Here is a 25,673-nt window from a genome sequence, read left to right as displayed (position 1 = left end):
CCATGGCCGCCACGCCCGCGCTGACGCTGTACGGCCGGGCGTACTGCCACCTTTGCGAAGACATGAAAGTCGCGCTGGAGCCGCTCCGGCGCGATTTTTCTTTCACCCTGCATGAAGTCGATGTCGACGCCGATGCCGCGCTGGAGGCGCGCTTTGGCGAACTGGTCCCGGTGCTGATGCCCGGCACGCCGGCGGGCTTGCCGGCCGGGGCCGCGCCCCTTTGCCACTATTTTCTTGATGAAGCGGGGACGAGGGTATGGCTTGCCGCACATGGCGCGGCGCGCACCGCCCGCTGAGCGCCGCCGGCCTGCGCGCCACGCCACCATATGACGACCCGGAAGTCGTTGAAAATCCGGTAAAATTGCGGATTGGCGCAAAAATTGCACCCCCGAACCCGCGGTACGCCCGCGCCCGCCTTGCGGCGCGCGGCGACGGGCCGCTTTACTGCTTGTTGCCGCCCGGGCTTTCAGCCGGCGCTTCCCTGAACACTAGATGGACCATATCCGTAATTTCTCGATCATTGCCCACATCGACCATGGGAAGTCCACCCTGGCCGACCGGATCATTCAGCTTTGTGGAGGGCTGTCGGATCGGGAGATGGAAGCGCAGGTTCTCGATTCGATGGATATCGAAAAAGAGCGCGGCATCACCATCAAGGCGCAGACCGCCGCGCTGAGCTACAAGGCGCGCGACGGCCAGGTCTATAACCTGAACCTGATCGACACCCCCGGACACGTCGACTTCAGCTATGAAGTCAGCCGCTCGCTGTCCGCCTGCGAAGGCGCGCTGCTGGTGGTCGATGCCTCGCAGGGCGTCGAGGCCCAGACCGTGGCCAACTGCTACACCGCGATCGAGCTGGGCGTGGAAGTGGTGCCGGTGCTGAACAAGATCGACCTGCCGCAGGCGGACCCGGACAGCGCGATCCAGGAGATCGAGGATGTCATCGGCATCGACGCGCAGGATGCCACGCCATGCTCGGCCAAGACCGGCCAGGGCGTGCAGGACGTGATCGAGGCGCTGATCGCCAAGGTGCCTCCGCCCAAGGGCGATGCCGATGCACCGCTGCAGGCGCTGATCATCGACTCGTGGTTCGACAGCTACGTCGGCGTGGTGATGCTGGTGCGCGTGGTCAACGGCACGCTGCGCACCAAGGACAAGGTGCTGCTGATGGCCACCGGCGCGCAGCACCTGGTCGAGCAGGTGGGCGTGTTCACGCCCAAGTCGATCCAGCGCGACGCGCTGACCGCTGGGCAGGTGGGCTTTGTCATTGCCGGCATCAAGGAACTGAAGGCCGCCAAGGTTGGCGATACCCTCACCACCGTGCAGCGCAAGGCCGAAGCGCCGCTGCCGGGCTTCAAGGAAGTCAAGCCGCAGGTGTTCGCCGGCCTGTATCCGGTGGAAGCCAATCAGTACGAGGCACTGCGCGAGTCGCTGGAAAAGCTGCGTCTCAACGATGCCTCGCTGATGTTCGAGCCCGAAGTGTCGCAGGCGCTGGGCTTCGGCTTCCGCTGCGGCTTCCTGGGCCTGCTGCACATGGAGATCGTGCAGGAGCGCCTGGAGCGCGAGTTCGACATGGACCTGATCACCACCGCGCCGACGGTGGTCTACCAGGTGCAGATGCGCGACGGCTCCACCGTCACCGTGGAAAATCCGGCCAAGATGCCGGACCCGAGCAAGATCGACGCCATCCTGGAGCCGATCGTCACCGTCAACCTGTACATGCCGCAGGAATATGTCGGCTCGGTGATCACGCTGTGCACGCAGAAGCGCGGCACGCAGATCAACATGAGCTACCACGGCAAGCAGGTGCAGCTGACCTACGAAATCCCGATGGCGGAAATCGTGCTCGATTTCTTCGACCGCCTGAAGTCGGTCTCGCGCGGCTACGCGTCGATGGACTACGAGTTCAAGGAATATCGCCCGTCCGACGTGGTCAAGGTCGATATCCTGATCAACAGCGACAAGGTCGATGCGCTGTCGGTGATCGTGCACCGATCCAATTCGCAATATCGCGGGCGCGAAGTCGCGGCCAAGATGCGCGAGATCATTCCGCGCCAGATGTACGACGTGGCGATCCAGGCCGCGATCGGCTCCAACATCATCGCCCGCGAAAACGTCAAGGCGCTGCGCAAGAACGTGCTGGCCAAGTGCTACGGCGGCGATATCTCGCGCAAGAAGAAGCTGCTGGAAAAGCAGAAGGCGGGCAAGAAGCGCATGAAGCAGGTCGGCACCGTCGAGATTCCGCAAGAGGCCTTCCTGGCCATCCTGCAGGTCGACGACAAGTAATTGCCGCGGGCAGGGCAGTGGCAGGGCCACGCCCGGCAGCCTTGCCGGCGTGGTGACAGAACAGGCTGTACCAGGATTTCCAAGAACCAGAAGCCGTCATGAATTTTGCACTGATCCTTTTTGTGCTGGTGGTGATCACGGGCGTGGCGTGGGTGGCCGACAAGCTCGTGTTCGAGCGGCAACGCCGCTCTTCGGCGCGGCTCGCGCTGGCCGAGTTCGATTCGCAGCAGGGCCGCCTGCAGGGCAGCTTCGGCACGGCCGATGCCGACGCCACGCGCAAGCGCCTGGCCGAGGAAAAACTGCGCCAACCGTGGTGGCTGGAGTATTCGGCCAGTTTCTTCCCGGTGATCCTGGCGGTGTTCGTGCTGCGCTCGTTCGTGGTCGAGCCGTTCAAGATCCCGTCCGGCTCGATGATCCCGACCTTGCTGATCGGCGACTTCATCCTCGTCAACAAGTACGAGTACGGCATCCGCCTGCCGGTGGTGAACAAGAAGATCATGGACATGGGCGAGCCGCAGCGAGGCGACGTGATGGTGTTCCGCTACCCGAAGGACCCGTCGCTCGACTACATCAAGCGCGTCATCGGCGTGCCCGGCGATGTGGTGCGGTACGCCAACAAGCGCTTGACCATCAACGGCAAGCCGGCCGAGTACACCGCGCTGCCGGACTTCCTCGACGAGGAGCGCCTGGCCTACTCGCGGCATTTCCGCGAAAAGCTCCCGGATGGTGTCGATCATGGCATCCTGAACGACGCCGACCGGCCGGCTTTTGTGGCCGGCGCGGATCCGGATTTTCCGTACCGGGACAACTGCACCTACAATCAACAAGGTGTGACTTGCAAGGTACCTGCAGGTCACTATTTCGTCATGGGTGACAACCGCGACAACAGCCTCGATTCCCGTTACTGGGGATTCGTGCCGGACCAGAACATCGTCGGCAAGGCGTTCGTGATCTGGATGAACCTGGGCAATTTCGGACGCGTGGGATCGTTTAAATGAGCATCTCCGCGGCGCAAGAACACTCAACAAAACGAGGGCAGGCGCGATGGGTCGATTTGGGAAGGTGGGGGCAGCAAACCATCCGGCAGGGCGCCGGGGCGGTGCCGGCGGATTTTCCGTGTGGACGCTGCTGGTGATCGTGGTGTTCGTGGTCGGCGTGGCCTTGCCCGCGCTCCGTGCGATCCCGAGCCTGGTGGAATATTTTTCGGTCAAGCGCGCCGCTGGCTATGCCAAGCAGCGTGCCGCCAACAAGCGTGAAGTGGTCGAATTCTTCGAAAAGCAGGCCGCCATCGACCGGATTACCGCGGTCAAGGGCGAAGACCTGCTGATCCGGGAAGACGATAACGGCACCATCCGGTCGGTCGATTTCTCGTACCGCACCGAGGTGCCTGTCTACGGACCCCTGAGCCTGTTGATTACCTATTCAGGAACGCAGCACTGATATGAACCTCGACGCCTTGCAGCAACGACTCGGCTACCGATTCAGCAAGCCCGAATTGCTGCAACAGGCGCTGACGCACCGCAGCCACAGCGCCCAGCACAACGAACGCCTCGAATTCCTCGGCGACTCGGTGCTCAACTGCGCCGTGGCCGACATGCTCTATGGCATGTTCGGCAAGCTCGACGAGGGCGACCTGTCGCGGGTGCGGGCCAACCTGGTCAAGCAGCAGGCGCTCTATGAAATTGCCCAGATGCTGCAATTGTCCGAGACCTTGCGCCTGGGCGAGGGCGAACTGAAGAGCGGCGGCTTCCGCCGCCCGTCGATCCTGGCCGATGCGCTCGAAGCCATCGTCGGCGCGGTGTTCCTCGACGCCGGCTTCGATGCCGCGCGGGCGCTGATCCGCAAGCTCTATATCCCGATCCTGGAGCAGGTCGATCCGCGCACGCTGGGCAAGGACGCCAAGACCCTGCTGCAGGAATACCTGCAGGGCCACAAGATCGCCCTGCCGCAATATAACGTAATAGCCACACACGGTGCCGCGCACAGCCAGCAGTTTGAAGTCGAGTGCACCGTGCCTAAACTGGAAGTCCGGGTGTTCGGCACCGGCGCGTCGCGGCGCGCCGCCGAGCAGGCCGCCGCCAAGCTGGCGCTCGATGAAGTCCAGAAGCTGGTGCCGCAGCTGCTCAAGCGCAGCCGCGCCGAGCGTACCGGCAAGACCCGCAAGCAACCCCAGCCGCAGGACCCGCAGCTGTCTCTCAGGTTGAAGGAATGACCGAATCTACCCATCCGCAGCAAGACGCGGCGGATACCCCGGCCGCGGCGTTCCGCTGCGGCACCGTGGCCATCGTCGGCCGCCCCAACGTGGGCAAGTCCACGCTGATGAACGCGCTGGTCGGACAGAAGATCAGCATCACCTCGCGCAAGGCGCAGACCACGCGGCATCGCATCGTCGGCATCCAGACCACCGATGATGCGCAGTATGTGTTCGTCGACACGCCGGGCTTCCAGACCCGCCACGCCAGTGCGCTGAACCGTTCGCTGAACCGCGCCGTCACCTCGACGCTGTCGTCGGTGGACCTGGTGCTGTTCGTGGTCGAGGCCGGCTACTACGGCGCCGACGACGAGAAGGTGCTGTCGCTGTTGCCGAAGAACACGCCGGTGCTGCTGGTGGCCAACAAGCTCGACCGTATCGGCGAGAATCGCTCGGAAGTGATGATGCCCTTCCTGGAAAAGATGGGGCAGCTGTTCCCGTTCCGCGAAGTGGTGCCGATGTCGGCCAAGACCCGCGACCATATCGCGCGGCTGTTCGACATCATCCGGCCTTACCTGCCGGAAGGCGAGCCGATGTACGACGCCGACGCCATGACCGACCGCAGCGAGCGCTTCCTGGCTTCGGAAATCATCCGCGAGAAGGTGTTCCGCTGGACCGGCGACGAGCTGCCGTACACCAGCACCGTGATCATCGACAAGTTCGAGACCGAAGGCCGCCTGCGCCGCGTCTTCGCCACCATCCTGGTCGAGCGCGATGCGCACAAGGCCATGATCATCGGTAACAAGGGCAGCAAGCTCAAGCAGATCTCGACCGAGGCGCGCCTGGACATGGAAAAGCTGTTCGACGGCAAGGTCTACCTGGAAATGTGGATCAAGGTGAAGAGCGGCTGGGCCGACAACGAAGCCGGCCTGCGCGCATACGGCTACGAGTGAGCCGGGCAACGATCCCCACACCCAATCCGACAGCGAGCCCCCAGCGAGCGCCCCGTGAGCAAGACCGCTGACATCGCGCGCGCGCCGGCACCCAAGGCCCGGCGCGCCGACCCCGTGGTCGACGAGGCCGCCGAACTGCTCGACAGCGGCGCGCTGCCCGGCATGGCCGACGCCGCCGCGCGCGCGATGATGGATCGTGCCATGCGCATCGTGCCGGCGCGGCCCGAGTCGCGCGTGGCCGAGCAGCCCGGCTTCGTGCTGCACGCCTGGCCCTACCGCGAGACCAGCCTGATCCTGGACGTGTTCACGCGCGACTACGGCCGCATCTCGATGGTGGCCAAGGGCGCCAAGCGGCCGCATTCGGCGCTGCGCGCGGTGCTGCAGCACTTCCATCCGGTCTCGGTGTCATGGAGCGGCCGCGGCGAGGTCAAGACCCTGACCAAGGCCGAGTGGGTGGGCGGCATGCCGCCGCTGGCCGGCGATGCGCTGTTGTCGGCGTTCTACCTGAACGAACTGCTGATGCGCTTCTGCCCGCGCGAGGACGCGCATCCGGTGCTGTTCCGACATTACCTGTCGACGCTGACGCGGCTGGCGCATGGCGAGCCGGCCGGCCTGGTGCTGCGCAGCTTCGAGCGCGTGCTGCTGCAGGAAACCGGTTTCGCGGTGGCGTTCGACCAGTGCCTGAGCACCGGCGAACGGGTGCTGCCGGGACTCGACTATGTCTACCAGCCCGAGCGCGGCGTGCGCCGGGCCCAGGCGAGCGATCCGTCGACGTGGCCGGTGGTGTCGGGCCAGACCCTGCTGGACATGGCGCAGGACGACTACAGCCGCGCACAGACCGCCGCGCAAAGCCGCACGCTGATGCGTTTCTTGCTGCATTATTATCTGCAAGGCGCGCCGCTGAAGACCCGCCAGATACTGATCGACCTGCAGTATCTGTGACCGACAATAACCGACTTACTCCTGCACCTGCTCGCATGATCTTCCACGCAAATCCGGGCGTCATCGACCTTGGCGTCAACATCGACCACGTGGCCACGCTGCGCAACGCGCGCGGCACGGTGTACCCAGATCCCATTCGCGCCGCGCTGCTGGCGGAGCAGGCCGGCGCCGACCTGATCACGCTGCACCTGCGCGAAGACCGCCGCCATATCCGCGATGCCGACGTGCGCGCGCTGCGCTCGCAACTGGCCACGCGCATGAACCTGGAATGCGCGATCACGCAGGAGATGCTCGACATCGCCTGCGAGATCCGCCCGCAGGACGTGTGCCTGGTGCCGGAGCGCCGCGAAGAGGTGACCACCGAAGGCGGGCTGGACGTGGCCGGCCGCTTCGAGCAGGTCAGGGCCGCATGCGCGCAGCTGGCCGGTGCGGGCATCCGCGTGTCGCTGTTCATCGATCCGGACGCCGACCAGATTGCCGCGGCCGCGGCTTGCGGCGCGCCCGTGGTCGAGCTGCATACCGGCCGCTATGCCGACGCGCATACGCCTGACGAGCAGGCGATCGAGTTCCGCCGCATCGCTGATGGTGCGGATGCCGGCCAGAGACACGGACTCGTGGTCAACGCCGGCCACGGCCTGCACTACACCAACGTGCAGCCGATTGCCGCGCTGCCGGGCATCAAGGAGCTGAACATCGGCCACGCCATCGTCGCGCACGCGGTCTTCGCAGGCTGGGAGAACGCGGTGCGCGAGATGAAGGCGATCATGGTGGCCGCGCGCCTGGGCACGCAGTATCCTGTCGCGAGCACCCCGGCGTGATTTTCGGCATCGGCACCGACATCATCCAGATCGCCCGCGTGCAGGGCGTGATGACGCGCACCAACGGCCGTTTCGCCGAAAAGGTGCTGGGCCCCGACGAACTGGCCAAGTACCATGCCCGCAAGGCGCGTTCGGAAAAGCGTGGCCTGGCGTTTCTGGCGACGCGCTTCGCCGCCAAGGAGGCGTTCTCCAAGGCGATCGGCCTGGGCATGCGCTGGCCGATGACGTGGCGCGCGATGGAACTGATGAACCTGCCGTCCGGCGAGCCCACCGCGGTGTGCCATGGCGAACTGGCTGCGTGGCTGGCGGAACGCGGGCTGGTCGTGCGGGTCAGTGTCAGTGACGAACATGATTACGCAGTCGCCTTCGCCATTGCCGAGCGCAGCGGCGCGGCAACGTCTCAACCTACAGCCTTGTGAATCCAACCCCTTAAATGTCCAAGAAGAACTCCGGCAAGCGGCCGGGCCCGGTGGTCCTCGATGTCGTCGGCAAGCAGCTCGACGCGGAAGACGCGCGCCGCATCGCGCATCCGCTCACCGGCGGCGTGATCCTGTTCGCGCGCAATTTCGAGTCGCGCGCGCAGCTCCTGGCGCTGACGCGCGCGATCCGCGCGGTGCGCGACGACGTGCTGATCTGCATCGACCATGAAGGCGGGCGCGTGCAGCGCTGCAAGACCGACGGCTTTACCCACCTGCCGGCGATGCACCGCCTGGGCCAACTGTGGGAACGCGACGTGCTGGCCGCGACCAAGGCGGCGGTCGCCTGCGGCTACGTGCTGGCGGCGGAGCTGCGCGCCTGCGATATCGACCTGAGCTTCACCCCGGTGCTGGACCTCGACTACGGCCGCAGCGCCGTGATCGGCGACCGCGCCTTCCACCCCGACCCGCGCGTGGTGTCGATGCTGGCGGGCCACCTGAACCACGGCCTGCTGCTGGCCGGCATGAGCAACTGCGGCAAGCACTTTCCCGGCCACGGCTACGTCGAGGCGGATTCGCACGTGGCGATCCCGGTCGACGAGCGCACGCCGGACCAGATCCTGGGACAGGACGCGCGCCCGTATGAATGGCTGGGCCTGTCGCTGTCGTCGGTGATGCCGGCGCACGTGATCTACCCCAAGGTCGATCCCAGCCCCGCCGGCTTCTCGCGCTACTGGCTGCAGGACGTGCTGCGCGCGCAGCTGGGCTTCGAGGGCGTGATCTTCAGCGACGACCTGAGCATGGAAGGCGCCAGCGTCGCCGGCACCGTCACCGAGGCCGCGCGCGCCGCGCTTGGCGCGGGCTGCGACATGGTGCTGATCTGCAACCATCCTGACCGCGCCGACCAGTTGCTGGACGAACTCGATGTGGGCATCGACAAGGCCTCGCAGCGCCGCATCCGCAAGCTGTTCGCGCGCCGCAAGCCGCAGGACTGGAACAAGCTGCAGCAGGAGGGCGAGTACCGCGCCGCGCTGCGCACGCTGAAGGAACACGACCTGATCGCCTGAACGACACCGGGTCTGCAAAACAGAAATGGCAGCCAAGGCTGCCATTTCTTGTTGATCGCCCCGCTGCCGCGGGGCAAGCCAGCGCCTTAGTTGGCGCGGCTGCGGTATTCGCCGGTGCGGGTGTCGATTTCGATCTTGTCGCCGATGTTGCAGAACAGCGGCACCTGCAGCTCGAAGCCGGTGTTGATCTTGGCGCCCTTGAGCACCTTGCCCGACGAGGTGTCGCCCTTGACGGCCGGCTCGGTGTAGACGATCTCGCGGACCAGCGTGGTCGGCATTTCGACCGAGATGGCCTTGTCGTTGTAGAACACGACTTCAACGTTCATGCCGTCCTCGAGGTAGTTCAGCGAGTCACCCATGCTGTCCTTCTCGACTTCGTACTGGTTGTAGTCGGCGTCCATGAACACGTACATCGGGTCAGCGAAGTACGAGTAGGTGCATTCGCGGCGCTCGAGCACCACCACTTCGAACTTGTCGTCGGCCTTGAACACTGACTCGCCCGGTGCTTCCGTCAGCAGGTTCTTGTACTTCATCTTGACCACAGCGGCGTTGCGGCCCGACTTGTTGTACTCGGCCTTCTGCACGACCATCGGATCGCCGCCGATCATGAACACGTTACCGACGCGGAGTTCCTGTGCGATTTTCATCTGAACTGATTTCCTGAAAAATAAAGTCTAGGAATTTGGAATGGCGAAGGCGCGCTGCCGGCGTGCCCGCGGTAAGCCCGCGAGAGCCGGGATCCACGCGCTCGCGACCCCGTGCCCAGCTTGCTTTAGGCCATTGCCATCGCGTGGTGGCCCACGCCCGGCAAGACCCTGGTTCTCCGGCCCGGTCGCCATTTGGATCAACCCGTTATTTTACCTGATTTTCGCAAAACGCCACCAGGTTGGCGGCGAGGTCGCCGGGATGCTGCAAGCGCCGCTCCCAGCGCGGCGCCATCGCCGCAAGTGCCGGCAACTGCGCCCGCAGGCGCGGCCAGTCGGGGGCGTTGCCGTAGCCGTTCCAGGCGTGCCAGAAATCGGCCAGCGCGGCGGCCGCTTCCGGCGCCACGCCGCTCTGCGCGAAGCGTTCCAGCCAGGCATCGAGCTTGACCCGGTGAGCTTCGTCGTCCTGCGGGTAGATGTGCCAGACCAGCGGCCGCGCCGCCCACTGCGCGCGCACGAACGAATCCTCGCCGCGCACGAAATTGAGGTCGCAGGCCCACAGCAATTCGTCATAGTGTTCCTGGCGCACGAACGGAATGGCCTGCACGCACAGGCTGCCCCGTGCGAGCGGCCGGCCCGGCTCCAGCGGTGCGCCGAGCCACTCCGCCACCTGGCTGGCCGCCAGGCCGGCGGGCGCCAGGCAATGGACCGCCTCGGCGCCGTCGCGCCATTGCTCCAGCAGCGCCGGCAGCGCGGGGTTGCGGTAGGCGAACAGGCTCACGCGCAGGGCGTCGGTCAGCGGCGTCACGCCCAGCCGGTGCCACAGTGACGCCTGCGCCGCCGCGCCGTCGAGGAAGGAGGCGCGCTGCGCGCCCAGCATCGACTCGCGCAGCAGGCCGCCCGTGCCAGGCTCGAAGCCGGGAAAGAAGAAGTGCTTGACCAGCGGCAGGCGCGGGTGGGGCGACGGCATCGCATGATGCTCGCGCACCCACGCTTCGGCGCTCAGGTACTCCAGGTTGATCCACGCGGGTTTGGGCGCGCGCGCCGCCATGCGGTCGAGGAACGCCGGCGGCAGGTGGCAGGCGAAGGCTTCGATGACGGCATCGTGCGGCATGGCGCCGGCGGTGCCGTCGGCTTCGCCGGCCGCGGCAGACGGATGCCACGGGCGGATTTCCACGCCGGCGAGGTGCTGGACCGCGGCCGCGCTGTCCAGCTCCGGCGCCAGCCGGGCGAAGCTGGCCAGGTCATCGACCCACAGCCGCACCGCGTGTCCGTGCTCCTGCGCCAGCTGGCGCGCCAGCCGCCAGCAGACGCCGATGTCGCCGAAGTTGTCGATCACGGTGCAGAAGATGTCCCAGGAACGGATAGGCATGAGAGATGTGTTGGCGGGGCGCCCGGTTGAATTGCTCTAAACTTGCGATTTTAGAGGCCGCGCGACGCTGACGCGCACTCGGCCCGCCGCGGTCACCGTCCCCAAATGTCAGACCAGCAACCCGATTCCAAGAAGCCCGCCGGCGAGGTACCGGCCGCGACGCACGCCGAGATGCCTTCCGCTGCGCCAGCCGAAATGGCAGCTGCAACGCCAGCTGAAACGCCAGCCGAAACGCCGGCTGAAGCGCCAGCCGAAACGCCGGCTGAAGCGCCGGCTGAAGCGCCGGCTGAAGCGCCGGCCGGCACTCCAGCCGAGGCTCCGGCCGAGCCCTTCGATGCCCGCCCGGTCATCTCGCGCCTGCCCGGCCTGCCGGGCGTCTACCGCTATTTCGACGCGAACGGCAACGTGCTGTACGTGGGCAAGGCGCGCGACCTGAAGAAGCGGGTGGCGAGCTACTTCAACAAGACCCAGCTGTCGCCGCGCATTGCGATGATGGTGTCGCGCATCGCGCGCATCGAGACCACGGTGGTGCGCACCGAGGCCGAGGCGCTGCTGCTCGAGAACAACCTGATCAAGGCGCTGGCGCCGCGCTACAACATCCTGTTCCGCGACGACAAGTCGTACCCGTTCCTGAAGCTGACCGGGCACCGCTTTCCGCGCATGGCGTACTACCGCGGTGCCACCGACCGCAAGCACCAGTACTTCGGCCCGTTCCCGAGCGCCTACGCGGTGCGCGAGAGCATGCAGATCCTGCAGAAGGTGTTCCAGCTGCGCACCTGTGAGGACACTGTCTTCAACAACCGCACGCGACCGTGCCTGCTGCACCAGATCCACCGCTGCACCGGGCCTTGCGTCAACGCCATCAGCGAAGACGATTACGCGCGCGATGTCGCCAACGCGGCGCGCTTCCTGCAAGGCCGCCAGAGCGAGGTGCTGGAAGGCCTCCAGGGCAAGATGGAGCAGCACGCCGAGCGCCTTGAATTCGAGCAGGCAGCGGCGGTGCGCGACCAGATCGCGGCGCTGTCGACCGTGCTCAAGCGCCAGGCGGTGGAAGAGGTGGGCGGCCAGGCGCGCGACATCGACGTGCTGGCCGTGGCGGTCGAAGGTGGCCGCGCCTGCGTCAACCTGGCGATGGTGCGCGGCGGGCGCCACCTGGGCGACAAGGCCTACTTCCCGGCGCATGCGGACGAGGCGGCGATGATCGTCGAGGACGCCGACGAGCGTGCCGAGGATGGCAGCGACGGGGCCGCCGGCGCGGACGCGGCGCTGCCGCTGACCGTCGACCGCATCGCCACGCGCGTGCTGTCGGCGTTCATGGTGCAGCACTACCTGGAGCAGCCGGCGCCGCCCATCGTCGTGGTCAGCCATGTGCCGGACGATGGCGCGGTGCTCGAGGCGCTGGCGCTGCATGCCGGACGCAAGGTCACGCTGGTGCGCCAGCCGCAGGGCCAGCGCAAGATCTGGCTGGAGATGGCGCAGCAGGGCGCGGCGCTGGCGCTGTCGCGCCGCCTGGCCGAGCAGGGCAGCCAGGAAGCGCGCACGCGCGCGCTGGCGGAAACCATCGGGCTGGACCTGGAAGACCTGGCGCTGCTGCGTGTCGAGTGCTTCGACATCAGCCATACCGCCGGCGAGGCCACGCAGGCGTCGTGCGTGGTGTACCACCACCACGACATGCAGAACAGCGAATACCGCCGCTATAACATCCAGGACATCATCCCGGGTGATGACTATGCGGCGATGCGGCAGGTGCTGACGCGGCGCTACCAGAAGCTGGTCGAGCAGATCCAGGAAGACGGCGGCATCGAAGGCAGCGAGGCCGCGGCCCTGGTGCCGCAGATCGTGCTGATCGATGGCGGCAAGGGCCAGGTCGAGGTGGCGCGGCAGGTGTTCGAGGAGCTGGGGCTGGATATCGGCCTGCTGGTCGGCGTCGCCAAGGGGGAGGGCCGGAAGGTCGGCCTGGAAACGCTGGTGTTCGCCGATGGCCGCCCGGCGCTGGAACTGGGCCAGGGCAGTGCCGCGCTGATGCTGGTGGCGCAGATCCGTGACGAGGCGCACCGCTTCGCCATCACCGGCATGCGCGCGCGCCGCGCCAAGACACGCAACACCTCGCGGCTGGAAGAGATCGAGGGCATCGGCGCGCGCCGGCGCCAGAAGCTGTTGACCCGCTTCGGCGGCCTGCGCGGCGTGATGGCCGCGAGCATCGACGAACTGGCGAGCGTCGAGGGCATTTCGCGCGGGCTTGCCGAGGAAATCTACCGGCAGTTGCACTGACCCGCGTCCGCCGCGACCGGCGGCGGCCGGCGGCGGCCGGCACGCTGGTCGCCGGAAATGCTCGATTGGCCCCGAAATCGGCGACAATCGCAGGATTGGTTACCGTCCCCCGCCGTCCGAGTTCCATGCCCTTCAATATCCCGATCCTGCTGACCTGGCTTCGCGTCGCCATGATTCCACTGGTGGTAGGCGTCTTCTACCTGCCCGACGCTTGGCTGCCGATGCACACCAAGAACCTGACTGCGGCGGCGTTCTTCATCATCGCCGCGGTGACCGACTGGCTGGACGGCTTCCTCGCGCGGCGGTGGAACCAGACTTCGTCGTTCGGCGCGTTCCTGGACCCGGTCGCCGACAAGCTGATGGTGACCGCGGCACTGCTGTCGCTGCTGGCGCTGGACCGGGTCACCGACCTGATCGCGCTGGTCATCATCGGGCGCGAAATCACGATTTCGGCGCTGCGCGAGTGGATGGCGCAGATCGGCGCCTCCAAGAGTGTCGCGGTGAATTTCCTCGGCAAGCTCAAGACCACCGTGCAGATGGTTGCGATTCCGCTGCTGCTGTTCGGCGACCGCCTGTTCGGCTTCGATGCCCACCGGCTCGGCACCTGGATGATCTACGTGGCGGCGGTGCTGACGCTGTGGTCGATGATCTACTACATGAAGCTGGCGTGGCCGCAGATCCGCGAACGCAGCAACGTGGTGGCGCGCGCAGGCGCGCCGAAATGAAAAGAAATTCGAAAAAGTGGTTGACGGGGAGGGCGGTTCTTTGCATAATCTCATTCTCGTTGCTGACGACGCAAACGAAAGCAGCGAGATAAGGTGGGTTTGGCGCAAGATGTTGTGAGATATCGGCGTGTTGCAGCATAAAACACCTTCATCGGATTTCAGTAGTGCCCTGCGGGAGTAGCTCAGTTGGTAGAGCGCAACCTTGCCAAGGTTGAGGTCGCGAGTTCGAGACTCGTCTCCCGCTCCAGGTCAAATCAGGTCCGGCGTCGCGGTCATCGCGATGCGGGGCTGGCAGTCAAAGTTGTATGCGGGAGTAGCTCAGTTGGTAGAGCGCAACCTTGCCAAGGTTGAGGTCGCGAGTTCGAGACTCGTCTCCCGCTCCAATCCCCAGAGGGAAGCAACGCTTCCCTTTTTGTTTGGGTTGAATCGCCGCACAGCGGCATGCCGCGTCGAAGCGCTGCGGCAGCCTCGGCTGATTGCGGATACAATCCAGCAGCACGTCACCTGGCGGGGTGGCAGAGTGGTTATGCAGCGGCCTGCAAAGCCGTGTACGCCGGTTCGATTCCGACCTCCGCCTCCAGTTGCAAGCAGAACGGCGCCTTTTGGCGCCGTTTTTGTTTTCCCGGACCGCTTGCAACCGCCCGGACGTGGCGGGCATGTTACATTACTCCTGTCGTACGCTTTTCGGGGGGCTCCGCGGCTTGGCTCGCGGGGCAGCATGTCAATCGCCATCCCCGATCCGTGACGCGCCGCCAGCGTGTCCGGGGCCGCTGCGGCATTTCCCGTTTCTTCCCCGTTCCGATGCTGCTGCCGATGGTTGCGGCGACTGTCCCGCGCTGACCGCTGGTGCGCGCGGGATGCGCTGTGCCACTTGCCAGGGCAAGGGAGCGGGTTAGCCGTTCAGCCCCTGACACGAGGAATCCCGCACGCATGCATCACGCCACCCCGCTTATCAGCACCATCGTCGGCGGTATCGTCCTGGCCTTTATCCTTGGCGCGGTCGCCAGCCGGCTGCGCCTGCCGCCGTTGATCGGCTACCTCTGCGCGGGCATCGTGGTGGGGCCGCATACCCCCGGCTACACCGCCGACCAGGCGCTGGCGCCCGAACTGGCCGAGTTGGGCGTGATCCTGCTGATGTTCGGCGTGGGCCTGCATTTCTCGATCAAGGACCTGATGGCGGTCAAGCGCATCGCCATTCCGGGCGCGGTGGTGCAGATCGGCATCGCCACGCTGATGGGCATGCTGGTGGCGTGGGGCTTCGGCTGGTCGTGGGGGCAGGGACTGGTGTACGGGCTGGCGCTGTCGGTGGCCAGCACCGTGGTGCTGCTCAAGGCCTTGCAGGAGCGCAACCTGGTGGAATCGCCGCAGGGACGCATCGCCGTCGGCTGGCTCATCGTCGAAGACCTGGCGATGGTGTTGGCGCTGGTGCTGCTGCCGGCGCTGGCGGGCCTGCTCGCCGGCACGGGCGCGGCTGCCGGCGATGCCGGCCCGGGCACGGGCGAGGTGGTGCTGGCGATTTTCGCCACGCTGGGCAAGGTCGCGGCGTTCGTTGCGGTGATGCTGGTGATCGGTCGCCGCTTTATCCCGTGGATGCTCGAGCGCATCGTCTGGACCGGCAACCGCGAGATGTTCCGGCTGGGCGTTCTGGCAACGGCGCTGGGCGTGGCCTATGGCGCCTATGCGCTGTTCGGCGTGTCGTTCGCGCTGGGCGCATTCTTCGCGGGCATGGTGCTGGCCGAATCCGAATTCAGCCATCGCGCGGCCGAGGAATCGCTGCCGCTGCGCGACGCCTTTGCCGTGCTGTTCTTCGTCTCCGTGGGCATGCTGTTCGACCCGATGGTGCTGGTGAACGACCCCTGGGGCGTGCTGGCCACGGTGTTTATCATCGTGGTCGGCAAGTCGCTGGCGGCGCTGGGCATCGTGCGCGCCTTCGGGCATTCGGGGCAGACCGGCATGACCATTGCCGTCAGCCTGGCGCAGATCGGCGAGTTCTCGTTCATCCTCGCCAGCCTGGGCGTCTATCTGAAGATCCTGCCCGAGCGCGGCCAGGCACTGATCCTGGCCGGCGCGCTGCTGTCGATCATGCTCAATCCCGTGCTGTTCCACATGCTCGACCTGTACACGGCGCGCCGCAGCCGCGGCGCGGATCCCCAACCGGCCTGACCGGCTTGCTTCAGGCGCCGATGCGCGGCGCCATGGTGCGCAGGTATTCAGTGAACGCCAGCAGCCCCTGGGTCGGGAACTTGTCCTGGTGCACCACCAGTTGCAGGGGCCGCACGATGCGCGGCAGGCCGTCGCGGATCGCCACCAGCGTGCCGCGCTCCAGTTCGTCGCGCACCACATGCAGGGACAGGCAGCTGACGCCGAAGCCGCTCATCACCGCCCGCTTGATGGCCTCGGCGTTGCCCAGTTCCAGCGCAAAGCGCAGTTCGCCCAGCAGCGGCACCAGCCGCTCCTCGATCACCTCGCGCGTGCCCGAGCCGGGCTCGCGCACGATCCACTCGGCATCGCGCAGTGCCACCAGGTCTTGGGGGGCCGCAGCCAGCGGATGGGAGGGACCGACGATCACCACCATCTCGTCGTCGCACCAGCGTACGCTGCGCAGGTCGCGTTCGTGGCTGGCGCCTTCGACTAGGCCGATGTCGGCCTCGAACTGAAGCAGCGACTGCAGCACCTCGCGGGTATTGCCGATGCGCAGGTCCAGCGTGCACGGGCCGCTGCGCGAATGGCGGAAGCCGGCCAGCAGCGGCGGCAGCATGTAGCTGCCGATGGTATTGCTGGCGGCGATGCGCAGCTGGACCCCGGCCTGGCCGGCAAAACGCTCCAGTTCCTGCGCCTGGTCCAGCAGCGACAGCGCGCGCGGAAAAAATTGTCGACCGGTCTCATTGATGCTGAGGCGGCGCGCGATGCGGTCGAACAGCGGGCTGTCCAGCGCGCGCTCCAGCTCCGCCAGCGACGCGCTGACCGCGGACTGCGACATCGCCAGCGCCTGCGCCGCCGCCATGGTGCTGCCATGCTGGGCCACCGCCACAAAGACGGACAACTGGCGCAGCGTCAGTCGCAGCGGGCGCTGCTCCGGCCGCGGCGCGGCTGGCGGGTTGGAGTGAAGGTCCATATCGAAAATATCAATAACGCATAACGATATTACCCGTTTTACGGGTTAGATGGGGGCCATTACGCTTGAGCCACTAGAGCCCACAACCCGAGCCTGCCATGTCTTCCGTCTCAAGCCCCCGCACCACTCCAACCGCCGCGCCGGCCTTGCCGCCGCCCTGGTCGCAGCGCTTGCTCACGCTGCTCCCGCTGGGCGGCATCGCGTGGCTGGCGATTGCGCTGGCCGAGCACCCGGCGGTATCGCGCTATGGTCTCAGCGCGCTGACGCTGGCCATGTGCGCCGGCATGGTCGCGGCCAATACGCTGCCGCGTCACTGGCTGGCGCCGCTGGCCCCCGGCATGCAGGTGGCGCGACACCACCTGCTGCGGCTGGGCGTGGCGCTGTACGGCCTGCGCCTAACCTTCGCCTCGATCGTGGCGCTGGGCCTGCCGGGTATCGCGGTGCCCCTGACCATGCTGGCCGCCACGCTGCTGTTTGGCACCTGGGTGGGCACGGCCTGGTTCGGCCTGAGCCGCCGCGAGGCGATCCTGGTCAGCTCCGGCAGTGCCATCTGCGGCGCGGCCGCGGCCATCGCGGTGTCGTCGGTGGTGCGCACCGACGACAAGCAGACCGCCGTGGCGGTGGCGACGGTGGTGCTGTTCGGTACCGTCGGCATGCTGCTCTATCCCTACCTGTACGAACTGGCCACCGGCCACTGGCACTGGGCCGTGAGCGAGCGCATGTTCGGCATCTTCACCGGCGCGACGCTGCACGAGGTGGCCCAAGTGATCGCGGCCGGCAAGATGATCAGCGAGCCGACCGCCGACGCCGCCGTGGTGGCCAAGATGGTGCGCGTGCTGGCCCTGGGCCCGCTGCTGCTGGTGATGGCGCTGTGGCCGCAGGGCGGCTCGCAGCAAGCCCAGTCCGGCGCCGGTGCTGGCCGCCTGCGCGGCATCATGAAGTCGGTGCCGTGGTTCGCGGTGGGCTTTGTCGCGGTGATGGCGGTCAACTCGGCGGGTGCCGTGCCCGCTGACTGGAAGGCGCCGCTGATTGCGTTCGACAACTGGCTGCTGGCCTGCGCGATGCTGGCGATCGGCCTGCACACCCGCATCGGCGACCTGGTGCGCGCCGGCCGCAAGCCGCTGGCATTGGCCGGGGTGCTGTTTGTGTTCCTGATGGGGGTGGGGGCGCTGATGTGCTATGTGATGGCGTGACCGGCGCGGTCCGGAGCCAGGCAAAAAAAGGGGGGCGATGGCCCCCTTTTTGTATTGCCGTAATTCTGGCCGCCGCCAGCAGTGACCAGCGGCCCGTGTCGCCGCCATGCAAAGGGTGGCAAGTGCGGATTGGTGCCCGAGGCCGGAATCGAACCGGCACGCCTTGCGGCGAGGGATTTTCTTCCCGCTTCGGCTTTCGCCGCCAGCGCGGACGCTGTTCGTGGGCTGGAGCACGCCTTCACCATAGCCTCGCGGCCGTAGGTGCCCGCCGTCTGCTCTCTACACCTTCCCAACCATGCGGATGGGCTTGGCTCGGCGTTGGCTCGGATGCCATGCATCCAGGGCGTTCGCCGAATTTGACGGGCGTCACTTCGGGCGTTTCCCCCCGAAGGCTCAAATTGTTCAAGTCCCTTGTGTCTACCGATTTCACCACTCGGGCGCGAGCGCTGCCTGTTCCCGGCCGGGAACATACCAGGCAAGGTTGCTGCAGCGCGCGGCAAGCCCGATATTGTGGTGGCTCCGCATCCCGGATGCAAGCTGCTACTGAGACGGAAGGGGAGGGCGCGCGCCGACACCCTCAGGCCCGTCTCAAGCGAAAAGTGACGACACTGTTACGGCTGGTAACAATGTCGTGTGCGCCGTTGCACCTGGAAAATTCCGAACCCCTACAATATGGGTTACGAGACATCCCACTTTGAGAGGCGGATATGAAACGTTGGTGGCTTGCAGCATTCGGTATTGCCGCCGGGTTGGCGTCTGGCGCAGCCATGGCCCATGTGAGTGTCGGTGTCTCCGTCGGCGTTCCGGGCGTGGTGATCGGTGCGCCGGCGTATTATCCGCCCGCTCCGGCCTACTATGGCCCGCCGCCGGTCGTAGTGGCGCCGGCTCCGGTGTACTACGGCCCGCCGGCGGTGGTGGTTCGCCCGCGCCCGGTTTACTATGGTCCCGGCTATTACGGCCCGCCGCGGTATTACGGCGGCCATCGCGGCTACTACGGCCCCCCGGGCTATCACCGTGGCCATGGACATGGCCACGGCCACGGCAAATGGCGCGACTGAGCGCGTCCTCGATACAGCTTTCCGTTGAAGGGGCCCCATTGCGGGCCCCTTCGTTTTGGCGCTGCGAGGGACATAACAGCGCCAGGCTGGTTCCGGGCTGCGTGGCGCAATTTGATCGAGGTCAAAATATTTGAACAGACTGCTCAAAGCATCACCTGCACCCGGATAAGGGTTTTCCCTAAACTGCTTGTGTGACATCGCGATGACGCTGGTTCATCTGGCGTGCGATGCCGTGACCAACCAAGAAGCAAGGGGAATCTCATGAAGATCAAACAAGCCGTGATTGCCGCCGCCGCGCTGGCCGTCCTGGGCACTGTGTCCACCGCCTCGTTCGCCGCCGTCGGCAAGGTCGACCCGTATCTCGACGGCGCCAGGATCGGAGCGGTCGACCCGTACACCGATGGCGCCAAGGTCGGCAAGCCGGATCCGTTCACCGACGGCGCGCGTGTCGGCAAGACCGACCCGTATACCGACGGCGCCCGGGTGGGCAAGCCCGACGCGTTCACCGACGGCGCCTGATCGCACCGCCGCAGCCGTCGCATGACCAATGGCCCGCTCGCGGGCCGTTTTGCCGTGGTGAGCCCAGTGGGCAGGACTCGGCAGCCCGCCTGCCATGACGGTGGCGCAGGTGCGGCGCTATACTTCGGCCTCTATCCAAATCAATGACCAGGAGAGTGGCATGCAGCAAAAGACGGTTCTGACGGCAGACGATGTGAAGAAGATCATGGCCGCAGCGGAAACCGAGGCAAAGAACCATCACTGGGCCGTGTCGATCGTCGTGGTCGACGATGGCGGCCATTTGCTGGCCATGCAACGCCTGGACGGCGCCGCGCCGATCTCGGCCTATATCGCCGGCGAGAAGGCCCGTACCTCGGCGCTGGGCCGCCGTGAGTCGAAGGTCTATGAAGACATGATCAACAACGGCCGCTACTCGTTCATGACGGCGCCCGTGCTGCAGGGCATGCTGGAGGGCGGCGTGCCCATCGTCTGCAACGAGCAGGTGGTTGGCGCCGTCGGCGTGTCGGGCGTGAAGTCGACCGAGGACGCGCAGGTCGCGCGTGCCGGCATCGCCGCGCTGGGCCTGTAAGGCGATCGCGCTGGCGCTGGCGCCGGTGCATGAAAAAGCCCCGCAGGCCAGGCCTGCGGGGCGGCATAAAAGAGGGCATGGCTGGGTACGGCCGGCCTGGCGTGGGGTCTGACTCCCGCCCGCGGCACGCATACATGGCTACTGCCCAACACCTCGTTCCGAGGTGGTCCCCACAAAAGTCTTTGCTGCCACGTTCGTGGCGTCCGCGCCTGGCGCGGAATTCGAATAGCTTCCCGCTGGCTGCCGGCCTGCGCAATCGGCGCGGGGCCGCGTCATTTGGTCAGGATCAGCTTGCCGTAGCGGGTCACGCGCAGCGTGTAGACCTCGCCGTTGTGCAGGATCGGCAGCGTGTTGGCACCGCGCATGATCGCGTCCAGCGCCACCGGCTCGCCGGCAGGCGCCGAGCCCAGGCTGTCGCGCACCAGCGCTTCGAGGCGCGCGGGCAGGGCGGCCACGGCGGACTTGACCGAGGCGATTGCCGACGGGGCGGCCTTCGCGCCGGCATCCCGGCGCGGCTGCGCGGCCACGTCGACGCGACGCAGCGACAGGCGGCGGCGGGTGACCTCACGGGGTTGCGACAGCGGCAGGGAAAGTGTGCTCATCATCTGGCTCCGTTCTGCGATAGGGGAGTAAGGGGAGTGCAATCCGGGGCGGCCATGCCGCGCCTGGCGCAGTCAATGGAATGATATTAAATGAGAATTGTTATCATTACAATAGCCTCTCGCTAAGGTACAGGCAACGACTACGGCGCTGCTGGCGCGAGAGAGGGTACGTATGCCCAAGCTGGCGGCACAATGACAAAAGGGCACCCGAAGGTGCCCTTTTGTCGTTCGAAGGCGCGCGCAGGCGCCGGCTTACTGCTTGGGTTCGGTGATGAAGCCGATCTTGCCCAGGCCGCCATGCTGCGCGGCGGCCATGACCTCGGCCACGCGCTCGTAGCGCACCTCGCGGTCCGCGCGCAGGTGCAGCTCGGGCTGCGGCTGCTGCTGCGCGGCCAGCGCGATATTGCTTTCCAGCGTGGCCTGGTCCACTTCCACCTGGTTCCAGAAGACCTTGCCGCTAGCATCGATCGAGACGTTGATGTTCTGCGGCTTGGGGTCGTTCGGCGAGTTGGTGGCGCGCGGCAGGTCGATCTTCACCGCGTGGTTGATCACGGGGATGGTGATGATGAAGATGATCAGCAGCACCAGCATGACGTCGACCAGCGGCGTCATGTTGATTTCGCTCATCACCTCGTCGTCGTCCCCTTCGAGAGTGCCGAATGCCATGATGACTTCCTTGCTAGCGGTTTAGCGCTGTGCCGTGGCCAGGCGCACGGTGCCGTCCTCGGCGCGGGCGCCGGTGGGTCGCACGCGCGCGCCGGTGACGAAGTAGGCGTGCAGGTCGTGGGCAAAGCGGTTGAGCTTCGAGATCACCGACTTGTTGCCGCGGGTGAGGGCGTTATAGCCCAGCACGGCCGGGATGGCCACGGCCAGGCCGAAGGCCGTCATGATCAGCGCCTCGCCCACCGGGCCGGCAACCTTGTCGATGGTCGGCACGCCCGAGGCGCCGATGCCGATCAGCGCGTGGTAGATGCCCCACACGGTACCGAACAGGCCGACGAACGGCGCGGTCGAGCCCACCGAGGCCAGCACGGCCAGGCCCGACTGCATGCGCGCCACCGATTCATCGATGGAGCTCTTCAGCGAGCGCGTCAGCCAGTCGGAGATATCCATCACGTCGTGCAACTGCGGCTGGCTGGCGCGGTGGTGCTGGGCGGCTTCCTTGCCGGCGATGGCGAGCGTGCGGAACGGGTTGGCGTCGCCGGCGCCCAGGGTTTCCAGCGCGTGGTCGAAATCGTCCGAGTGCCAGAAGCGCTTTTCCGCGCCTTGCGCCATCTTCTTCAGGCGCACCAGATCCCACGCCTTGGTCAGGATCACGATCCATGAGGCGAGCGACATGATCAGCAGAATGATGGCGGTCGCACGCATGACGAAGTCGCCTTGCGACCAGAGGTGGGTGAGTCCGAGGTCCTGCATGTGTTGGTTTCCTGGTGAGTTCGCTTGGTTTAGGTCTGATCAGAGATCGGAAATCGGGGGCGGTCAGTTCAGTTCGAAGCCGATCGGCTGCTGCGCGGTGACGGCGACGGCGCGGCCATTGTCCAGATAAGGCTTGCAGCGCATGGCCTGCACGGCTTCCACCGCGGCCTGGTCGAGCCGCGACGAGCCGCTCGACGACACCACGGAAGTCTTCACGACCTTGCCGCTTTCATCGGTGGTCAGCCGCACCACGGTCTTGCCGGTCTCGCCCATGCGGCGCGACTGGGAAGGATACTTCGGTTGCGGCGGCGTGCACTGGATTTCGCCGATGCCGACGGCACGCGGCGCGGCCGACACCGGTGCCGGGGCGGGTTCGGGCGGTGCCGGAGGCGCCGGCGGTGCGGGCGGCGCTTCAGGCGCCGAAGGCGTCGGCGGCAGGTCGGCGACCGGCTGCGGCGCCGGCTTGGGCTGCGGCGGGGTCGGCTTGGGCGTGGTCACCTTGACCTGCTTGGGCGGGGTTTCCTGCTTGGGCTTCGGCTTGGGCGGTTCGGGCGGGGCCTCCTGCTTGGGCGGCTCGAGCGGAATGATGCGCGCGATGATTTCCGGCGCGATCACGGCCTCGGTGAGCTTGCGGGCCAGGCCGCTCTGGATCAGGTAAAGCAGGCCGGCGTGGAACAGCAGGACGGCGAGCGTAATCTTTAGGAAGCGTTGGTCGAACATGTGTCAACAACAAAAGTCTGCCGGCGGCGACACTGCGGCGGCCGTGCGCCGTCACTTGCGGGAGAACAGGATCAGCGAGATGCCGCAACCGACCAGCAGGCTAAGCAGCAATTCCATGATAAACGCTCCTTCAACTGGGTTGCCGGGGAGCGCCACTCTGGGGCAGCGTGTCAGCTGCTGAGTATAAACGATAATGATTCTTATTTGTTGTGATTTGTGCGTCGCAACTGGAATTTTCCGCCGGCGCGCGTTATACCGGCAAGTCCCGGCGGCAAATCGGGAGAAAGGGGGGCAATACGGTTGAGTCAATGCGCGCTGGCACGCCACCGCACCGCGCCGCGCTTCGGTGCCCCAGGCCACCATGGCCGGCGCCGGCCGCGCACGGGCGCGCCCGCGGGGCGGTAAAGCGCGCTAGCATAGAAAGACACTGCAGACGTGGCGGTGCGCCTGTCGCGGCCCGCCATTGCGCATCGCGCGCTCGGGGACCCGTTCATGGACTTCACACGTTTTGCTGAAGATGACCGATCGACGCTGCTGCGCTCCATGACGGGCGCATCGTCCAGCTCTGCGCTGGACTGGATGTGCGCGCAGTTTGCCTTGCGCGTGGTCTGCGCGCTGGGACCGCGCTTCAACCTGCGCAGCAATATCAACGATGTCCTGACCGTCAGCGCCCAGGAGATGGTGTGGCCCTACGGCGTGGTGCTGCGCGTGCAGCGCTTCCTGGCCGCGCGCTGCGCCGACATGCCCGCCTGGAAGGGCGCCGCGCGCCTGACCCCGGAAGAATTCCTCGACCGCCACGGCCAGTGGAACAGCGCCTTCGACGAAAGCGCGCTGTTCTATTACCTCGACGAATACGTCAAGCACCACGCCAAGGACATGTTCGCCGTGTTCGACGCGTCGGCCGCGGCAATCGCCCAACGGCTCGAGGGCGAGCGCGTGCTGCTGGTGCGCAATATCGACATGCTCAGCCACGTGCTGGACCTGCCCGACCACGAGCGCAAGCTGCTGCTGTATGCCGCGCTGGCCAAGTACAAGCGCGACCTGCGCGCGGTGATGGTCGACTGCAAGGTGGCGCACAGCCAGGAGGCGTTCCAGATCCTGGCCGGCCTGACCGGCGCCGGCGCGGCCGACGTGGCGGCGTCGCTGCGGCCCGGCTCGCGGCTGGAGACGCTGAACCTGATCGAGCAGCCGCTGCCCGAAAACAGCGTGACCGACCTGGGCGACCTGATGCGGCTGTCGGACCGGCTGCTGCACGTGCTGCTCGGCAACTACGCCAACGAGGCCGAGATGATGGCGGTCTTCACCCGTCCGGCCGCGCCGCCCACGCTGACCACCGCCGACTATCCGCATGTGGAGACCGACGCGCGCTACCTGCGCGCGATGCTGGCCAATGCCACGCGCCAGCACGCCAGCGGCGTCAACGTGCTGATCTACGGCCCGCCCGGCACCGGCAAGACCGAATTCGCGCGGCTGCTGGCGCGCGAAGCCGGTTGCGAGCTGTATGAGGTCGATTGCCTGGATCGCGACGGCAACAGCCTGTCGGGCAAGGACCGCTACCGCTCGCTGCAGGTGTCACAGGCTTTCCTGCGCGGACGGGCCCATACCGCGCTGCTGTTCGATGAGGTCGAAGACGTGTTCCCGGGCAGCGCGCGCGAGCTGATGAGCCTGTTCGGCCAGGAGGACACGCGCGCGTCGGTCAACGGCAAGGCCTGGGTCAACCAGACGCTGGAGCAGAATCCCGTGCCGGTGATCTGGATTTCCAATTCGATCCGGCAGATCGACCCGGCCTACCTGCGCCGCTTCCAGTTCCACCTCGAGCTGAAGATCCCGCCCCCGCTGGTGCGCGAGAACATCATCCGCAAGCACCTGGGCGGGCTCGATGTCAGCGATGCCTTTATCGCCGGCCTGGCCGCGCGCAAGACCCTGACGCCGGCGCAGGTGCAATCGGCGGCGCGCTTTGTCGAGCTGGCGCGGCCGAACGTGGAAGAGCCGGTGGAGGCGCTGATCCTGCGCCAGCTCGAACACGCCGACCGTGCCATGGGCCTGCGCCCCGAGGCCGAGGCGCGCCCGGTGGTGACGCACTACCGGCTCGAGAACCTGCACCTCGAGACCCGCTACGACGTGGTCAAGATCGTCGACGCGCTGCGCGTGCGCCAGCGCGGCACGCTGTGCTTCTATGGCCCGCCCGGTACCGGCAAGACCGCCCTGGCAGAGCATATCGCGGCCGAGCTGGACCTGCCGCTGATGATCCGTCGCGCCTCGGACCTGATGAGCAAGTACGTGGGCGAGACCGAGCAGCAGATCGCAGCGATGTTCGCGCGCGCGGAAGAGGATGGCGCGGTGCTGCTGCTGGACGAGGCCGACAGCTTCATGCAGAGCCGCCAGCAGGCGGTGCGCAACTATGAGATCTCCGAGGTCAACGAGATGCTGCAGGGCATGGAGCGCTTCAACGGGATCTTCATCTGCACCACCAATCTGTTCGACCGCATCGACGAGGCCGCGCTGCGCCGCTTCTCGTTCAAGATCCGCTTCCTGGCGCTCAAGCCCGCGCAGCGCGTGGCGATGTTCGTCGACGAGGCGCTCGACGGCAACGCCGCCGGCCTCACCGACGCCATGCGCGCTGACCTGGATGCGATGGATTGCCTGACGCCCGGCGACTTTGCCACGGTCAAGCGCCAGTGCGTGCTGCTGGGCGAGGCGCTGACGCCCGACGAATTCCTGGCGCAGCTGCGCCAGGAACATGCGATCAAGCCCGAGGTGCGCGAGCACCGCCCGCTGGGCTTCCTGCGCTGATGGC

Annotated in this window: 26 protein-coding genes and 3 tRNA genes; 21 read left to right on the top strand and 8 right to left on the bottom strand. The window is 66.5% G+C overall.

The features are described from left to right. Positions 1–2: 2 nt before the first annotated feature. The 10 genes from CBM2586_RS10615 to nagZ all read left to right on the top strand — a co-directional run bounded on the left by CBM2586_RS10615 (position 3) and on the right by nagZ (position 8,673). Complete coding sequence (locus tag CBM2586_RS10615; protein WP_115687453.1) at positions 3–296, top strand: glutaredoxin family protein; 294 nt, start codon at positions 3–5, stop codon at positions 294–296. 196 nt (positions 297–492) lie between these two features. Then, positions 493–2,286, top strand: coding sequence for a translation elongation factor 4 (gene lepA, locus CBM2586_RS10610; RefSeq protein ID WP_115687451.1), 1,794 nt, complete (start codon positions 493–495; stop codon positions 2,284–2,286). A 98-nt stretch (positions 2,287–2,384) separates the two neighbouring features. Then, entirely contained in the window at positions 2,385–3,284 is a 900-nt protein-coding gene (gene lepB / locus CBM2586_RS10605) for a signal peptidase I (protein ID WP_115661686.1), read from the top strand. A gap of 46 nt (positions 3,285–3,330) precedes the next feature. After that, complete coding sequence (locus CBM2586_RS10600) at positions 3,331–3,726, top strand: DUF4845 domain-containing protein (protein WP_115661687.1); 396 nt, start codon at positions 3,331–3,333, stop codon at positions 3,724–3,726. Between the two features lies 1 nt (position 3,727). Beyond that, a complete protein-coding gene (gene rnc, locus CBM2586_RS10595; protein WP_115661688.1) occupies positions 3,728–4,498 on the top strand; it encodes a ribonuclease III in 771 nt (256 codons plus the stop codon). Beyond that, complete coding sequence (gene era, locus CBM2586_RS10590; protein ID WP_092309591.1) at positions 4,495–5,430, top strand: GTPase Era; 936 nt, start codon at positions 4,495–4,497, stop codon at positions 5,428–5,430. Before rnc ends, era begins: the two co-directional genes overlap by 4 nt. A gap of 54 nt (positions 5,431–5,484) precedes the next feature. After that, positions 5,485–6,372 (top strand): DNA repair protein RecO, encoded by an 888-nt coding sequence (recO, locus tag CBM2586_RS10585; RefSeq protein ID WP_115661689.1) that lies wholly within the window; start codon positions 5,485–5,487, stop codon positions 6,370–6,372. Positions 6,373–6,407: 35 nt separating this feature from the next. Then, a complete protein-coding gene (pdxJ, locus tag CBM2586_RS10580) occupies positions 6,408–7,190 on the top strand; it encodes a pyridoxine 5'-phosphate synthase (RefSeq protein ID WP_115687449.1) in 783 nt (260 codons plus the stop codon). Beyond that, positions 7,187–7,609 (top strand): holo-ACP synthase, encoded by a 423-nt coding sequence (gene acpS / locus CBM2586_RS10575; protein WP_115661691.1) that lies wholly within the window; start codon positions 7,187–7,189, stop codon positions 7,607–7,609. Before pdxJ ends, acpS begins: the two co-directional genes overlap by 4 nt. A gap of 14 nt (positions 7,610–7,623) precedes the next feature. Next, positions 7,624–8,673: a beta-N-acetylhexosaminidase gene (nagZ, locus tag CBM2586_RS10570; RefSeq protein ID WP_115687447.1), complete on the top strand. Its 1,050-nt coding sequence runs from the start codon at positions 7,624–7,626 to the stop codon at positions 8,671–8,673. An 86-nt stretch (positions 8,674–8,759) separates the two neighbouring features. On the opposite strand, the gene efp is transcribed toward nagZ, so the two are convergent. Together efp and earP are read right to left on the bottom strand one after the other, a co-directional pair. Beyond that, positions 8,760–9,320: an elongation factor P gene (gene efp, locus CBM2586_RS10565; protein ID WP_013957355.1), complete on the bottom strand. Its 561-nt coding sequence runs from the start codon at positions 9,318–9,320 to the stop codon at positions 8,760–8,762. Between the two features lie 205 nt (positions 9,321–9,525). Further along, complete coding sequence (earP, locus tag CBM2586_RS10560) at positions 9,526–10,689, bottom strand: elongation factor P maturation arginine rhamnosyltransferase EarP (protein WP_115661693.1); 1,164 nt, start codon at positions 10,687–10,689, stop codon at positions 9,526–9,528. A 105-nt stretch (positions 10,690–10,794) separates the two neighbouring features. On the opposite strand from earP, the gene uvrC reads away from it, so the two are divergent. The 6 genes from uvrC to CBM2586_RS10530 all read left to right on the top strand — a co-directional run bounded on the left by uvrC (position 10,795) and on the right by CBM2586_RS10530 (position 15,848). Then, positions 10,795–12,960: an excinuclease ABC subunit UvrC gene (uvrC, locus tag CBM2586_RS10555; protein ID WP_373424204.1), complete on the top strand. Its 2,166-nt coding sequence runs from the start codon at positions 10,795–10,797 to the stop codon at positions 12,958–12,960. A gap of 125 nt (positions 12,961–13,085) precedes the next feature. Continuing rightward, positions 13,086–13,685, top strand: a complete 600-nt coding sequence (pgsA, locus tag CBM2586_RS10550) for a CDP-diacylglycerol--glycerol-3-phosphate 3-phosphatidyltransferase (protein WP_115661694.1) — start codon at positions 13,086–13,088, stop codon at positions 13,683–13,685. Between the two features lie 171 nt (positions 13,686–13,856). Then, a tRNA-Gly gene (locus CBM2586_RS10545) sits at positions 13,857–13,932 on the top strand. 60 nt (positions 13,933–13,992) lie between these two features. Beyond that, a tRNA-Gly gene (locus CBM2586_RS10540) sits at positions 13,993–14,068 on the top strand. 123 nt (positions 14,069–14,191) lie between these two features. Continuing rightward, positions 14,192–14,265: transfer RNA gene (locus CBM2586_RS10535), tRNA-Cys, on the top strand. Positions 14,266–14,615: 350 nt separating this feature from the next. Then, positions 14,616–15,848 carry a cation:proton antiporter gene (locus tag CBM2586_RS10530; protein ID WP_115661695.1) on the top strand — a complete coding sequence of 411 codons (1,233 nt, stop codon included), beginning with the start codon at positions 14,616–14,618 and terminating at the stop codon, positions 15,846–15,848. 10 nt (positions 15,849–15,858) lie between these two features. On the opposite strand, the gene CBM2586_RS10525 is transcribed toward CBM2586_RS10530, so the two are convergent. Then, a complete protein-coding gene (locus CBM2586_RS10525) occupies positions 15,859–16,800 on the bottom strand; it encodes a LysR family transcriptional regulator (RefSeq protein ID WP_115687445.1) in 942 nt (313 codons plus the stop codon). 98 nt (positions 16,801–16,898) lie between these two features. Between CBM2586_RS10525 and CBM2586_RS10520 the strand changes: the two genes are divergently transcribed. The 4 genes from CBM2586_RS10520 (at position 16,899) to CBM2586_RS10505 (ending at position 20,138) form a co-directional block, all read left to right on the top strand. Further along, positions 16,899–17,993, top strand: coding sequence for a YeiH family protein (locus CBM2586_RS10520; RefSeq protein WP_115661697.1), 1,095 nt, complete (start codon positions 16,899–16,901; stop codon positions 17,991–17,993). 707 nt (positions 17,994–18,700) lie between these two features. Continuing rightward, positions 18,701–19,051 carry a hypothetical protein gene (locus tag CBM2586_RS10515; protein WP_115687443.1) on the top strand — a complete coding sequence of 117 codons (351 nt, stop codon included), beginning with the start codon at positions 18,701–18,703 and terminating at the stop codon, positions 19,049–19,051. Between the two features lie 261 nt (positions 19,052–19,312). Further along, positions 19,313–19,570: a hypothetical protein gene (locus tag CBM2586_RS10510; protein ID WP_115687441.1), complete on the top strand. Its 258-nt coding sequence runs from the start codon at positions 19,313–19,315 to the stop codon at positions 19,568–19,570. Positions 19,571–19,730: 160 nt separating this feature from the next. Further along, complete coding sequence (locus CBM2586_RS10505) at positions 19,731–20,138, top strand: heme-binding protein (RefSeq protein ID WP_026164070.1); 408 nt, start codon at positions 19,731–19,733, stop codon at positions 20,136–20,138. Positions 20,139–20,410: 272 nt separating this feature from the next. Here the strand turns inward: CBM2586_RS10505 and CBM2586_RS10500 are convergent, their stop codons facing one another. The 5 genes from CBM2586_RS10500 to CBM2586_RS10480 form a co-directional block, all read right to left on the bottom strand. Then, a complete protein-coding gene (locus tag CBM2586_RS10500) occupies positions 20,411–20,740 on the bottom strand; it encodes a hemin uptake protein HemP (RefSeq protein WP_115661700.1) in 330 nt (109 codons plus the stop codon). Positions 20,741–20,992: 252 nt separating this feature from the next. Further along, positions 20,993–21,406 (bottom strand): ExbD/TolR family protein, encoded by a 414-nt coding sequence (locus tag CBM2586_RS10495; protein ID WP_112773983.1) that lies wholly within the window; start codon positions 21,404–21,406, stop codon positions 20,993–20,995. Positions 21,407–21,427: 21 nt separating this feature from the next. Further along, on the bottom strand, positions 21,428–22,156 hold the full coding sequence (locus CBM2586_RS10490) for a MotA/TolQ/ExbB proton channel family protein (protein ID WP_018005132.1): 729 nt from the start codon (positions 22,154–22,156) through the stop codon (positions 21,428–21,430). A gap of 63 nt (positions 22,157–22,219) precedes the next feature. Then, positions 22,220–22,876 carry an energy transducer TonB gene (locus tag CBM2586_RS10485; RefSeq protein WP_115661701.1) on the bottom strand — a complete coding sequence of 219 codons (657 nt, stop codon included), beginning with the start codon at positions 22,874–22,876 and terminating at the stop codon, positions 22,220–22,222. A 51-nt stretch (positions 22,877–22,927) separates the two neighbouring features. Then, entirely contained in the window at positions 22,928–23,239 is a 312-nt protein-coding gene (locus tag CBM2586_RS10480) for a hypothetical protein (RefSeq protein ID WP_145987396.1), read from the bottom strand. 129 nt (positions 23,240–23,368) lie between these two features. On the opposite strand from CBM2586_RS10480, the gene CBM2586_RS10475 reads away from it, so the two are divergent. After that, a complete protein-coding gene (locus tag CBM2586_RS10475; RefSeq protein WP_115663713.1) occupies positions 23,369–25,669 on the top strand; it encodes an AAA family ATPase in 2,301 nt (766 codons plus the stop codon). Positions 25,670–25,673 lie beyond the last annotated feature (4 nt).

Origin of the sequence: Cupriavidus taiwanensis, from assembly GCF_900250115.1 — a bacterium.
Lineage (GTDB): Bacteria > Pseudomonadota > Gammaproteobacteria > Burkholderiales > Burkholderiaceae > Cupriavidus > Cupriavidus taiwanensis_B.
Note: the sequence above shows the minus strand (reverse complement) of the source record. Positions and strands in the feature narration are given on the sequence as shown.